At 44.0% G+C, this 12,238-nt stretch carries 16 protein-coding genes; all 16 read right to left on the reverse strand.

Annotation, left to right across the window (positions count from 1 at the left end; genetic code table 11):
* Nucleotides 1-14: 14 nt before the first annotated feature.
* The 16 genes from V6N89_RS10555 to V6N89_RS10630 all read right to left on the reverse strand — a co-directional run bounded on the left by V6N89_RS10555 (nucleotide 15) and on the right by V6N89_RS10630 (nucleotide 12,095).
* Nucleotides 15-1,646 carry an amidohydrolase gene (locus tag V6N89_RS10555; protein WP_346993738.1) on the reverse strand — a complete coding sequence of 544 codons (1,632 nt, stop codon included), beginning with the start codon at nucleotides 1,644-1,646 and terminating at the stop codon, nucleotides 15-17.
* An 8-nt stretch (nucleotides 1,647-1,654) separates the two neighbouring features.
* Entirely contained in the window at nucleotides 1,655-1,891 is a 237-nt protein-coding gene (locus V6N89_RS10560) for a hypothetical protein (protein ID WP_346993739.1), read from the reverse strand.
* A gap of 208 nt (nucleotides 1,892-2,099) precedes the next feature.
* Nucleotides 2,100-3,299: a PP2C family protein-serine/threonine phosphatase gene (locus V6N89_RS10565; RefSeq protein WP_338517505.1), complete on the reverse strand. Its 1,200-nt coding sequence runs from the start codon at nucleotides 3,297-3,299 to the stop codon at nucleotides 2,100-2,102.
* A 5-nt stretch (nucleotides 3,300-3,304) separates the two neighbouring features.
* On the reverse strand, nucleotides 3,305-3,889 hold the full coding sequence (locus tag V6N89_RS10570) for an MlaC/ttg2D family ABC transporter substrate-binding protein (protein ID WP_338517506.1): 585 nt from the start codon (nucleotides 3,887-3,889) through the stop codon (nucleotides 3,305-3,307).
* Between the two features lie 3 nt (nucleotides 3,890-3,892).
* Complete coding sequence (locus V6N89_RS10575) at nucleotides 3,893-4,153, reverse strand: MlaD family protein (RefSeq protein WP_346993740.1); 261 nt, start codon at nucleotides 4,151-4,153, stop codon at nucleotides 3,893-3,895.
* 8 nt (nucleotides 4,154-4,161) lie between these two features.
* Nucleotides 4,162-4,344, reverse strand: coding sequence for a hypothetical protein (locus V6N89_RS10580; RefSeq protein WP_338517508.1), 183 nt, complete (start codon nucleotides 4,342-4,344; stop codon nucleotides 4,162-4,164).
* 12 nt (nucleotides 4,345-4,356) lie between these two features.
* Nucleotides 4,357-5,151: an MlaE family ABC transporter permease gene (locus tag V6N89_RS10585; protein ID WP_346993741.1), complete on the reverse strand. Its 795-nt coding sequence runs from the start codon at nucleotides 5,149-5,151 to the stop codon at nucleotides 4,357-4,359.
* A complete protein-coding gene (locus V6N89_RS10590) occupies nucleotides 5,148-5,948 on the reverse strand; it encodes an ABC transporter ATP-binding protein (RefSeq protein WP_338517511.1) in 801 nt (266 codons plus the stop codon). Before V6N89_RS10590 ends, V6N89_RS10585 begins: the two co-directional genes overlap by 4 nt.
* Nucleotides 5,945-6,271: an STAS domain-containing protein gene (locus tag V6N89_RS10595; protein ID WP_338517512.1), complete on the reverse strand. Its 327-nt coding sequence runs from the start codon at nucleotides 6,269-6,271 to the stop codon at nucleotides 5,945-5,947. The genes V6N89_RS10590 and V6N89_RS10595 overlap by 4 nt, the downstream gene beginning before the upstream one ends.
* A gap of 2 nt (nucleotides 6,272-6,273) precedes the next feature.
* Entirely contained in the window at nucleotides 6,274-6,684 is a 411-nt protein-coding gene (locus V6N89_RS10600; RefSeq protein WP_338517513.1) for an ATP-binding protein, read from the reverse strand.
* A gap of 41 nt (nucleotides 6,685-6,725) precedes the next feature.
* The gene (locus V6N89_RS10605; protein ID WP_338517514.1) at nucleotides 6,726-7,487 is read right to left on the reverse strand and encodes an MlaA family lipoprotein; all 762 of its coding nucleotides are present in this window, start codon (nucleotides 7,485-7,487) and stop codon (nucleotides 6,726-6,728) included.
* Between the two features lie 49 nt (nucleotides 7,488-7,536).
* Nucleotides 7,537-7,845 (reverse strand): carboxymuconolactone decarboxylase family protein, encoded by a 309-nt coding sequence (locus tag V6N89_RS10610; RefSeq protein WP_338517515.1) that lies wholly within the window; start codon nucleotides 7,843-7,845, stop codon nucleotides 7,537-7,539.
* A 9-nt stretch (nucleotides 7,846-7,854) separates the two neighbouring features.
* A complete protein-coding gene (gene katG, locus V6N89_RS10615) occupies nucleotides 7,855-10,050 on the reverse strand; it encodes a catalase/peroxidase HPI (protein WP_431189778.1) in 2,196 nt (731 codons plus the stop codon).
* A 27-nt stretch (nucleotides 10,051-10,077) separates the two neighbouring features.
* Nucleotides 10,078-10,482, reverse strand: a complete 405-nt coding sequence (locus tag V6N89_RS10620; RefSeq protein ID WP_346993742.1) for a DoxX family protein — start codon at nucleotides 10,480-10,482, stop codon at nucleotides 10,078-10,080.
* Nucleotides 10,469-11,539 carry an MFS transporter gene (locus tag V6N89_RS10625; protein ID WP_338517517.1) on the reverse strand — a complete coding sequence of 357 codons (1,071 nt, stop codon included), beginning with the start codon at nucleotides 11,537-11,539 and terminating at the stop codon, nucleotides 10,469-10,471. Before V6N89_RS10625 ends, V6N89_RS10620 begins: the two co-directional genes overlap by 14 nt.
* On the reverse strand, nucleotides 11,430-12,095 hold the full coding sequence (locus tag V6N89_RS10630; protein WP_346993743.1) for an MFS transporter: 666 nt from the start codon (nucleotides 12,093-12,095) through the stop codon (nucleotides 11,430-11,432). Before V6N89_RS10630 ends, V6N89_RS10625 begins: the two co-directional genes overlap by 110 nt.
* Between the last annotated feature and the right edge of the window lie 143 nt (nucleotides 12,096-12,238).

Consider the following 12,238-nt stretch of genomic DNA (forward strand, 5'->3'; position numbering starts at 1 on the left):
GCAATCTCCTTTGTTTAGATAGAAAAACATGAACAGCCAATAGCGCCCCAAAAAGCACTTTTAGACTTGTCATCAATAGGAAGCGGCGTTTGCCACGCAATGACGTGATTGTGTCCATGAACACTGCAAGCACTGTCACAGCAAGAATGTGTAGAAAATTGACGTGGCCGTTCGTTCTTCGATGTACCTGAACTAGGTAAATTGAACTGATTAACAGGAGACCAATCCGGCATAGCGGGAGGCAAAGGTGGGTTAAAAGAAGAGAAGTCACCACTACCGTGAACAATCGAGCCACCCACTACCGTCATCACTGAATTAATTGACGGTATTTGGGCCTCCTCCATTTTAAAGAAATCGTCAGAAAGTACTGCAAAATCAGCGTATGCTTCTGGCGCTATGCTGCCTTTTACTTCTTCCTCTCCAGAAAACCAGCTGGAGCCTTTCGTCCAAAGATAAAGTGCGGTTTCGCGGTCAAGTAGGTTTGCTTCGTCATAGAGCTGGGTATGTCCTATTGTGTTTCCTGAAACCATCCAATACAAAGCAACCCATGGGTTGTAGCTAGCGACTCGAGTAGCGTCAGTACCAGCGCCTACTGGAACGCCCATTTCAAGCATTTTTGATATAGGTGGGGTTTGTTTTGCCGCATCTTTCCCATAGCGATCTATAAAATATTCGCCTTGAAAGGCCATTCGGTGTTGCACTGCAATGCCGCCACCGAGCGCTTTAACACGCGCGATATTATGTTCGCTGATAGTTTCAGCGTGGTCGATTATAAATCTAAGGCCGTTAAATGGAGTTTCTCGGTCTACTTTTTCAAAAACGTTTAGAAATCGACTAATGGTTTCATCATAGGTTGCATGAATTCTAAACGGCCAACGTTTACTGACTAATAGTGAAACAATGTCCTCAAGTTCAGATTCCATTATTACGGGTAAATCTGGACGAGGCTCTAAGAAGTTTTCAAAATCAGCCGCAGACCAGGCAAGGTTTTCCCCTGCACCATTGAGCCTTAACATATCGTCACCATCCCCATAGTTAAGGTACTCCACCCAATTTTGGTAATCGTTGAGTTCTTCTCCTTTTTTCTGCGCAAATAAGTTGTAGGCAATTCTTACAGTAAGTTCATTGTTTGCATGCAACTGATTAATAACATCGTAATCGTCCGGGAATTGTTGACCGCCGCCGCCTGCATCTATAACCGAAGTCACACCAAGACGATTTAACTCTCTCATGAATTGTCGAGAAGAATTGTACTGGTGCTCTTTAGATAGCGCGGGACCTTGCGCCAATGTTGAGTAAAGTATCAATGCGGATGGCTTAGCGATAAGCATACCGGTTGGCTGTCCTGCGCTATCTCTTTCAATAACACCGCCAGGAGGGTTCGATGTCTTGCTGGTAATGCCAAGTACTTGCAATGCTGCGCGGTTAAGCATGGCGCGGCCATATAAGTGAAGTATGAACACAGGTGTTTCTGGTGCGGCAGCATTTATCTCTTGGATAGTAGGCATGCGCCGCTCAGAAAATTGAAATTCGCTCCATCCACCGACGATTCTTACCCATTGAGGTGGTGGTGTTACCTGTGCTTGAATTCGCAGTTTCTCAAGGGCGGTAGATAACGAAGGTTCTCCTTCCCAGCGCAATTCCATATTGAAACTTAGGCCCCCCTAATGAGGTGGGTATGCGAGTCGTTTAAGCCTGGAATTACCCGTTTCTTCTCTAAATCGATAAGTTTTGTATTCGGACCTAGGTGATGCAATACGTCGCTGTCACTTCCCACGGCAATGATTTTATCCGCTTTACAAGCAAGTGCTGTTGCTGACTTAACCTCATCGTTAAGCGTGGTAACAAGGCCGTTATAGACAATTAGGTCTGCTGCATCATCGTTAATCATTATCGTTGCCGTAGTAAATGTTTTTGATGAGACAACAGTACAAAGGTAGGTGTTTTAAGCCAAACGATTATAACTTCAGTAACGATTTAGCTATACTAAATCGCGGTTTATAGTTTTGATATTGTTGGGGTTTATCGTGATAAGGGACGTGTGCTACTTTTAAGTAGTAAGCCAAGGAGGGGGATTTACTTTTTGCGATGGTACTGGTTTAAAGAAATTGAATTGCACACATTGTCATATCATCGTTCAAGCTACGGCATTCACAGAAAGCCTTCATTTTTGACTCTACACTAGCAATAATTTTTACGGGGTCACTGTCAGCTCCTAAAAGCGCTTTTTCTAGAAGGTCAAAACCAAAATCTTCACCACGACTGTTTTTGGTTTCAATCACCACATCAGTATAGACAAACAAAACATCGCCAGGCTCGATAGCCACTTTATACGATTGCCATGTGTAGTCGCGTAAGACCCCGATGGGGATCCCGCCATTTTTGAGAGAAACAAGCGTATCACCTCGTTTTATGTAGGCGTGTGGATGGCCTGCATTGGCATAGCTAAGCATGCGCTCGTCTGCAAAATAGCGAAAAATAATGGCGGTGAGAAAACGCCCTCTTTCTTTTCGCGTGAAGAAATGTTGATTGATGTAGTTCAACACTTCCGACGGCCCTTCTGACTCTTCGCTGGGTTTGAAGGTTCTCAGTATTGCATCTAGCATTGCTGCCTCTACCGCAGCGCTAGGTCCGTGGCCTGTCACATCCGCAACAATGACACCAACATCATGAGCGCCCGAAGTACGCTCCTTAGTTAAGTCAACCATATCAATGTAATCGCCACCTGCAAACGTCATGGCATGATATGTATATGAAATGACTGAACCAGGAATATGTAAGTTTTTATCGGGTAATAAGAGCTGCTGGATGTTTGAAATTTCTTCTAGTTCATTTTCAATCCATTGCTTGGCTTTTATTAACTCTTTTTGTGTCGACCTCAATTGTTGCTGGCTAAACAACCACGCCTGCAAAAAATAAACATTTTGGAGGCTTTGAATCGACACTTCTTGCGGCATTGCCATTACCAATAACCATAGCTTCCTGTTTGGATGGCACAATGGTACCAACCAGCAGTCAGTACAAGGATCGAGTGCCTCTACAATCCTGCTACTTTCTTGGGCTGTTAAATTATATGGCTGTTTAACTTGCATAAGCAGTGCATTTACACCGTTATCTGAACGTAGTGTGGGACGGTGGTGAGAAGATAGCAGGTCAAACCTAATGGGGTTATCATCCTCCACCAGTACAATATGTGTCGACTCGGGAAGTTGTTTGATAATAAGAGCAAAAAGCTCTGTATCGGTTAGATCAGAGTTATCTAAAAGTGTATTGACTGTACTGAGCACAGAACTATCCATGAAATCTACTCTGTAGCGGCAAGCTTATCAGCGAGTTGTTTGTTTAAGCTTTCTATTCCGCCTTTCCTCAACACCGATTGATAGTCAGTACTGTATGAGCGAACCAGTGAAATGCCTTCTGCAACAAAATCATAAATCTTCCAGTTATCACCACGCTTTAGCAACTGATAGGTGACGGGTATCTCTTTACCACCCGATATGACAATGGTGTCTACTGACGCATATTTTTCCTTCTTTATCTTCTCGTTCTCAAATCGCACCTCTTCGTTTGTGTAGGTTTCGAGAAGCTTGCCATAAGTATTCGTCAGTACCTGTCTAAACAAGCCCATAAATTCAATCTTTTGTTCTTTAGTGGCTTTGCGCCAATGCTTTGCAATGACTCTTTGAGACGCGGCTTGAAGGTCAACGTGACTTTTTATTGCCACACCAAGATTTTCGTACTTTTGTTCGCTAGGTAGCGCATTATCTTGTGCGATTGCGAGGATATCGTCCACTGCAGCTTTTACCCGCTCAGTTGGCGTGTTGGGATCAGCGGCAGAACTGCTTGCCGTAAATATTAATGTAACCAATAACAAAATGACTTTTTTCATAATTTACTCATCGCTACTAAACATGTATTTGCTAATAAGTTCTTCAAGGCTAATTGATGGTTCTGTCTCAATCAGTTCCTCGCCATCTTCTAAGTAGAGGTCAGAACCGCCGGGGGTTAACTTTATGAATCGATCGCCAATGATGCCCGCCGTGCGAATTGAGGCAATAGAGTCGTCTGGTATCTGCACTTCGTTGTCTAAGGTTATTGTCACCACTGATTCATAAGCAACGGGGTCGAAAACGATAGACTTGGCTTGACCCACTCGCACGCTTAAGCAACTTCAACAAATGCACCTTCTTTTAGTCCTGATGTACTTTCAAAACGCGCCACTATCTTATATGAATTACTGTCTGTTAGCGTTGCTCCACCAATGGAAACAGACATGTAAATCAATACAGCAAAGCCCAGTAAAACAAATAAACCAACAACAAAATTAAGTCCGAGATTCTTCATATTCCTTCCCAGTTAAAGCATTAATGAGCTAACAATGTAATCTGCAATTAGCATAAGAATTGCGCAGAGCACCACCGCTCTCGTCGTGGCAACACTCACTCCTCTTGCACCTGCGTTTTTAGGGTCTAAATGCAGATAAAAACCAAACACAAGTGGTATCCAAATTATGAGTAGACTAAACACTAAGGACTTTACCTGCCCCATGAGCACGTCCTCAAAATTAACAGTGTCAAAAATACCTTGAACGTAAGCACCAGCACTTTCACCGTGGATGAGTACACCTACGGTGTAACCACCTGCAATGCCTACCATATCGAACACCGCGGTTAGTATTGGCACGGATAGTACTGAAGCAACGACGCGGGGTAGCATAACGTAGCGGAATGGATCTATTGCCATACACTCTAGCGCATCAAACTGCTGTTCGTTTCGCATGATGCCGACTTCTGCGCAGGTGGCAGAACTTACTCGAGCAATGACCATCAATGCCGTCATAATAAGCCCTAACTCACGGATGAGGCTTAGCGCGACAGCTGACCCCAACAAATCTACAGAGCCAAACCGCACTAAAGTGTCGTAGAACTGAAGCGCAACTACCATTCCCGTAAAAAATGAAGACACCACGAGCACGGGTAACGAGCGGGCACCAATAAAGCTGATTTGCTTTATGATTTCTTTTATCGGGGGCCATGTCGAAAATAAGCTGACTAACACTTTAAACATAAAGGTACATGCAAGACCAATCAGCTCAATTTGGGTACGAACTTTTTCACCAAGCGAGGTTATTCCTGATACTACCGAATTCATTTTTCGCCCTCTCCGTTCACCAATCGTTGTAGATAAGCGTCTCCGTGAAGTTGGTTTGAGCGAGGGCGACGATTTATTAGGTTTTGTATGCGTTCATCATCAGAGCGCTTTATTTCTTCCACCGTGCCGACTTGAACGACTTTCCCATCAAGTAACACCATGATTCTGTCTGCAATTTTAAATGCGCTATCTAATTCATGCGTAACAATCACCATGGTAATATTCATGGCATCCCTCAGTTTTAATATAAGTTCGTCAAGCTCTACTGAGGTTACGGGGTCTAGCCCTGCTGAAGGCTCATCAAAAAACAATACATTAGGGTCCATAATGACAGCACGCGCTAATCCCGCTCGCTTAAGCATACCGCCAGAAAGTTCGGCAGGCATGAGATGTCCAAACCCGCCTAAATTCATAAGTTCTAGCTTTAGCCTGACCATTATGTCGATAGTGTTTTGATCTAAATCGGTGTTGTATTCCAATGGTAGGCTTACATTCTCAGCTACGGTGAGTGAACTCAGAAGCGCCCCACCTTGAAATGCAACGCCCATTTTTTTGCGTAATTGCTTTAACTCTTTTTTACTTACATCGTGAAGTGATTTTCCGTGAACTAAAATTGAGCCGCTTGTGGGTACTTGTAAACCGAGAAGGTGTTTTAACAGGGTGCTTTTTCCAGACCCTGAACCGCCCATTATTACGACAATTTCTCCGGGCATAACGTCCAGATTAACATCAAATAGGACTTGTCTTTCTCCGTAATGTGCGTCGACGTTTTGGACAGAGATGACTGGATTGTTCATTCGCCATCCACCACATCAAAGCTGTCTTTCATAGAAAATACAGAGTCTAGCCGAGTAAGTTGAAGGACTTGTAAAGGCGCACCGTTTGCCGCAACAATATGAAAAAGGAGATCTTTTGTTTTGGCGCTGTTCAACGCCTCTATCAGTGTGGCGACGCCAGAGCTGTCGATGTAGGTCAATAGTGAAAAGTCTACCAACAGGTGATTTGAATCATTAATTTGATCCAACAGCACCGCGCGTACCTCTCTGGAATTATGGAGATCGACCTCTCCTACCAACTGTACAACTTTGTATTTATTGTAATCGGTCAATTCAATTTGCATGCTTACCCTTTTAATTTGATTTTTAACTCTAGTTGATTGCCACCCTCTTTGCATGGAATCAGAGATACTGAGTCCATTACGTCATGAATGAGCCTAAGACCCAGCCCTCCAGGTTTAAGAGGTTCATTTTCTAGGGGCTTCAAATCAGCATCAGCAATTTTGGGACAGTTATCTTTGATAAGGAAAATACCGAACTCGTTTGTTTTACGCGCCTCAATACAAATAGCCCCTTGCTTTGAATAATCGTAACCATGGCGTATAACATTGGCACATGCTTCGTCTACGGCCAGTACAACGAGGTTTGTTTTGTCTTCACTTAAGCCAAAGGCTTCGCAAGACGATTTAACGTATTGTCGAATGCTTTGCAGTTCAGAAGTACACGATGTACAGAACAGTTGTTTTTCGGCCTTCATTACGTATCGTTCACTTATGATTTATGTGTAAAGTCGAACTCTTAATCGATTTCGTCTTCTAAAAGAAGTTCTTCGTCCTCAAAAAACGCTTCGTCGTCAGATTGTGAATCGAAGACCGATGTGCCGGAATTCCCATCAGTTACCCTGAACTGGTCATTCTGAAAATAAACCTCTTTGACAAAGTTGTAGGGATCTAATGATTGGTTGAGCAGCGGTTCTTGTTCGAACAATTGAACGCGACTCTCTAAACCCGATAAGGCAAAAGTTAAGAAAATCTGAAACGGATTCATTATCGTCATTGGGTAAACAACGTTATCAAGCACATCACCAGCTATGCTTCTTGGCGTAGCAGGACCGTATAGTGGCACCATCAAATATGGCCCCTCGTTACCTATGCCCCAGGCTCCTAACGTTTGAGAAAAGTTTTCTCGTTTCGGTGCTATACCCATATTGGTTGCAGGGTCGAAGACCCCAAGAAGACCAACGGTTGTGTTAATAAGAAATCTGCCTAAATTGGAACCAGAATCGGACACTTTACCTTGCAGTAAATTGTTCACCGCATTTAATGGTTCCTCAATGTTTAACAATACATTTCTTATTCCATTGCGCACTGGCGTACCTAATTTTTCATACCCTACAGCACTGGGTCTAACTACATTTTTGTCTAACACATCGTAGTTGATTGCCCATAAGTCTCGGTTGGTGCTTTCAAATGGGTCTCGTTCGTCAGAAACAGAATTGTCAGGGACAGTGGCACAGCCGAATGACAAACTAAGCATTATTAGTAGAACAACATTTTTCATTTTTGCTCACTTAGGCTAATTGTTAAGGTCTTTATTTTTGTTTAGGACTTCATTTTTCTAAAAACAAATGCGTTCCATGTGTTAGCGCTGCACCTGCACGCAATGCCGCCGCTATAAATACGGTCTCCGCCAGCTCTTCATCAGTTGCCCCGGCTTTTTTTGCAGCTCGTCTGTGAGCCTCTAAGCAATAGCTACACTGTGTTGTTAATGCCACGGCCAGTGCCATTAGTTCCTTATATTTCTTTGGAATCGCGCCGTCAGATAATGCGTCAGCATCAAAAAGACGAAAGGCTTCCATTGTTTTGGGGTCAAGCTCTCCTATGTCCGAAAGCTTTTTTAGATTATTAAAGTCGTACACATTTAGCTCCTACTGTAATTCAAAGCGGTCAGCATTCATTACGTGAGTCCAAGCGCTTATAAAGTCATTGATAAATCGTTGTTCGCCATCATCTTGCGCGTAAACTTCAGAAATTGCAGATAGTTGCGAGTTAGCACGAAATACTAGGTCAACGCGGGTGGCTACCCATTTTGGCTTACCCGTTTCGCGTTCAACGCCGTCAAACAGATAGCCGTCTTCTTGAGGCGTCCAATCTAGAGACATATCAAGTAAATTCACAAAAAAGTCATTACTCAATGCTCCTTTCCTGTGCGTGAGTACACCATGATCAGAGTTCTTGTAGTTTCCCCCAAGCACACGTAAACCACCTATTAGGGCCGTCATTTTAGGTGCACTTAATTCCAGCAAATGGGCTTTATCAAGCAACATTTCCTCGTCAGGGACAGAAAACGCTGCAGCGCGATAGTTTCTGAAGCCATCCGCCTCAGGTTTGAGTTGTTCGAAGGCTTCAACATCCGTATCAACGTCTGTGGCATCTACGCGTCCTTGACTAAATGGCACCGATACAGACGCCTCTGCCGCTTCTGCACCATCCTCTATTGCTGTATTGTTTACTAAAACAATAAGGTCAGCCAGAGAAATATGCTTATTGCCATATTTTTTAGCAAAATCGGCTTTAATGTGCCGTAATGTGGTTAGTACCTTACTTAACTGTTCAGGCTGGTTTACTTGCCATTGGTTTTGGGGAGCTAAGGCGATACGCGCACCATTTGCGCCCCCTCGTTTATCTGACCCTCTGAATATTGAAGCTGATGACCATGCCGTATAGATACGCTCATGAACGGTTAGACCTGATTTTTTAATGGCGCTTTTTAAGAGAGCTAATTCGTTGTCATGCAACGGTTCACCTTGGCTTTCTGGAAGCGGATCCTGCCAAATGAGGTTTTCACTGGGTATCTCACTTCCTAAATAACGAGACTTGGGCCCCATATCTCGATGTGTTAATTTGAACCATGCACGTGCAAAAGCATCGGCAAACTCTTCGGGGTTTTCATGAAAATGTTTTGATATTTTTCGATACTCGGGGTCTTCACGCATGGCCATGTCAGCAGTGGTCATCATTATCTTAACTTTTCGAGAACTGTCCTCAGCATCGGGAGCCATATCACTCTCTTTTAGGTCAACAGCCTCCCACTGATGAGCGCCTGCTGGGCTTTTGGTGAGTACCCAATCATAATTGAACAATACATCAAAATAGCCCATATCCCACTGCGTTGGATTGGGTGTCCATGCGCCTTCAATTCCGCTTGTCGTGGTATCGCGTCCTTTACCAGTAGCATGAGTATTCTTCCACCCTAAACCCATTTGCTCAATGGGCGCGGCCTCTGGTTCGGGACCAACAAGCGATGGGTCACCTGCTCCATGAGCTTTACCGAAAGTATGTCCTCCCGCCGTGAGTGCCACCGTTTCGTAATCATTCATTGCCATTCGTGCAAATGTCTCTCGGATATCTTTTGCTGACTTTATGGGGTCGGGCTCGCCGTCAGGGCCTTCAGGGTTGACATATATCAGCCCCATTTGCACCGCGGCTAGGGGATGATCAAGTTCACGCTCCCCACTATACCTATCGTTCTCTAACCAGATTTTTTCCGCACCCCAATAAATGTCCTCCTCTGGCTGATAAACATCTTTGCGACCGCCAGCAAAACCAAACGTTTTAAACCCCATTGATTCCATGGCAACATTGCCAGCGAGTATCATCAAGTCAGCCCAAGACAACGCGTTGCCATATTTTTGTTTAATAGGCCATAACAAGCGACGTGCTTTGTCTAAATTTCCATTGTCTGGCCAACTATTTAACGGAGCAAACCTCTGCGTACCTGTTCCCGCTCCCCCTCGTCCATCAGCCGTTCGATAAGTTCCAGCACTGTGCCATGCCATTCTGACAAATAAAGGTCCGTAGTGACCGTAATCAGCGGGCCACCAGTCCTGGCTATCTGTCATTAATGTTGTTAAGTCCGATTTGACTTGGCTTAGATTGAGTGTTTTGAACGCTTTTGCATAATTAAAGGCTTCTCCGAGAGGATTAGAGGCTGGGTGATGTTGATGCAAAATACCGACATTGAGTTGATTGGGCCACCAGTCAATATTTGCTGTACCAGCACCGCGTAAGGTGGTTTGAGCGCCGTGCATTACTGGGCATTGCTTAGGTGAATTTTGTGGCATGTTATTTCCTAAGTTATTTCATAAAAGTTAACTTGCGGTTTTACTTTTTGAATCACTCTCTGCGTACAACAACAATAGAAAACCTACCAAAGCGAAGTTTTTGACAAAGTTTTGTAAGGCCAGCGCTGCGCCGCTACTCTCCATCGCCCAGAATGGGAAAAAAACCACGGTTGAACTTAAAGTAAAGACTAACAATAACGCTAGCGCCAGTTTAAGCCATCGGTTAAGCAAAAGAGCAGCAATGCCAAATAGTTCAAATCCAATCGATATGGGAAATAAGATGAACGCCAACGGTAAGCCCATGGCCTCGGCATCATTTAACACGCTGTGATAATGCATAATGTGAGATAGCGCACTTTCAGCAAACATAATCGCTAAAAGAACTCGAGAGAGCGTTAATGCTTTTTCTACACTGAGCTTAGGCATTGACATGAGTAATGCCTTGTTTAGTCCCCACTAGGTGCTTCACCTTAGGAGGTTGATTGCCACAATGAAATTCGTTGACGTATTGCTGATGGTTTTTATCGTCACCTGATGTTCGTTCGTGATGATGAAGATGCTGAAGCCATGAATGCTCGAAAAAATACTCAGTAAATTGGCTTGGTTCTGCAGTATCTTGCATTATCCCCCATTGGTATGCCCCATTTCGCTTTCGCGCTTCACCTAGTAACTCAATGGCATCTAAAAACGAGGGCCAATTTTTTTGCTCTACAGTGTATTCAATAGTGATAAGCACGGGGGCTAAGTCTTGAGCAGTATCGTTATCAAAAAAAGCTTTGTCTGTTATTGGTGTGGGCCAATGCAAGCCAGGTTCAAGGTCACGTTCGCTGCCAAAGTTGAGTTTAAATTTGATAGTGAAAAGCGCACCGATAACCAATACGGCGCTAGAGGTGTATAAGGTCGTCTGTAAGCTAAATAATGAAGCTATGTTTCCCCATAGTATACTTCCTATACTCATTGCGCCGAAAAATACCGTAAGGAATATAGCTAACCCCCTTGCTCTCACCCAATTGGGTAACGATGTCTGTGCAGACACATTCAAATTAGCCAAGGCTATAATCCACATGCTTCCAAACGCAAAGCAAATGACGAATAACACCCACACATTGAACGTCAATGCCAATAGTGTAAAAAGCAAAGCGTCAGTTACAGATGCTATAAAGAGTAATTTGCTGGGGTGAAACTTTGCTTTAAGTTTGGGCAGGAGAAGCGCGCCAAATAGCGCTCCAACGCCGACAAGCCCAGTGGCGATTCCAAAGATGCTCGCCTGAGCATTTAATCCTTTGCTGACAATAATCGGCAGCAGCGACCAAAACGCAGATGCGGCGATGAAAAACGCAGCAGCGCGTATTAGCGTAGCCTTCAGGGGAACACTGTGTTTAGCGTATTTTAGCCCTGAAATCATTGCTGGCAGTATATGCTCTTTGGGTAAACCTGATTGAGGTTGGTCTGTTGGTTTCCACCAGTAAAGTGCGAGAATTATCACCACAAAGCTTAAGCAATTGACCCAAAACGGAGATTGAATACCAAAAGACACGATGAGTGCACCGAGCTAGCGCTGGCCCTATTGCACGGCTTATGTTAATGCCAACACCATTGAGGGATACCGCTGATGACAGAGCGCTTTTAGGCACTAACCCAGGTACAATTGCTTGCCATGCGGGGGCAATAAAAGCCGCACACATGCCAAGTAAAAAGGTGCATAACAATAATACATGGGGAGTGACGCTATCGAGTTGCATCAAAATTGCTAGTGCACCTACAAGCCCTAAAGCAATAACATTTATAGTCAAAAGCAGCGACTTCCTATTAAACAGATCGGCTATTGCCCCTGCTGGTAAAGCAAAGAAAAATATGGGTAAAGATACTGCCGTTTGTATAAGCGCGACCATTGTGGGGTCTTGCGTCATTTGGGTCATTTTCCACGAAGCGCCAACTTCGTGCATCCATGTTCCAATATTCGATATGACTGTGGCAACGAACAGCACTGCATAGGCTTTATTCTTAAGCGGTGACCACATAGACAAGGTTGCTTCTTTTTTCACAATATTACGCCACACTCATTAGTTTAATCATTATCAAGTAGAATTCGGGCATCGGTTTTTTTGTTTAATATTAGTTGCCCTGTACTTGTTATCGTCTTTCTGCTCTCACGTGTATGCACATGAGCTTAAGAAATACAAAATCA

Origin of the sequence: Alteromonas gracilis (assembly GCF_036870955.2) — a bacterium.
GTDB lineage: Bacteria > Pseudomonadota > Gammaproteobacteria > Enterobacterales > Alteromonadaceae > Alteromonas > Alteromonas gracilis_A.

Excerpts from the sequence above, each read along its gene's own strand:
- V6N89_RS10555 (WP_346993738.1), bottom strand. The coding sequence starts at position 1,646 with ATGGAATTGCGCTGGGAAGGAGAACCTTCGTTATCTACCGCCCTTGAG.
- V6N89_RS10560 (WP_346993739.1), bottom strand. The coding sequence starts at position 1,891 with ATGATTAACGATGATGCAGCAGACCTAATTGTCTATAACGGCCTTGTT.
- V6N89_RS10565 (WP_338517505.1), bottom strand. The coding sequence starts at position 3,299 with ATGGATAGTTCTGTGCTCAGTACAGTCAATACACTTTTAGATAACTCT.
- V6N89_RS10570 (WP_338517506.1), bottom strand. The coding sequence starts at position 3,889 with ATGAAAAAAGTCATTTTGTTATTGGTTACATTAATATTTACGGCAAGC.
- V6N89_RS10580 (WP_338517508.1), bottom strand. The coding sequence starts at position 4,344 with ATGAAGAATCTCGGACTTAATTTTGTTGTTGGTTTATTTGTTTTACTG.
- V6N89_RS10585 (WP_346993741.1), bottom strand. The coding sequence starts at position 5,151 with ATGAATTCGGTAGTATCAGGAATAACCTCGCTTGGTGAAAAAGTTCGT.
- V6N89_RS10590 (WP_338517511.1), bottom strand. The coding sequence starts at position 5,948 with ATGAACAATCCAGTCATCTCTGTCCAAAACGTCGACGCACATTACGGA.
- V6N89_RS10595 (WP_338517512.1), bottom strand. The coding sequence starts at position 6,271 with ATGCAAATTGAATTGACCGATTACAATAAATACAAAGTTGTACAGTTG.
- V6N89_RS10600 (WP_338517513.1), bottom strand. The coding sequence starts at position 6,684 with ATGAAGGCCGAAAAACAACTGTTCTGTACATCGTGTACTTCTGAACTG.
- V6N89_RS10605 (WP_338517514.1), bottom strand. The coding sequence starts at position 7,487 with ATGAAAAATGTTGTTCTACTAATAATGCTTAGTTTGTCATTCGGCTGT.
- katG (WP_431189778.1), bottom strand. The coding sequence starts at position 10,050 with ATGCCACAAAATTCACCTAAGCAATGCCCAGTAATGCACGGCGCTCAA.
- V6N89_RS10620 (WP_346993742.1), bottom strand. The coding sequence starts at position 10,482 with ATGTCAATGCCTAAGCTCAGTGTAGAAAAAGCATTAACGCTCTCTCGA.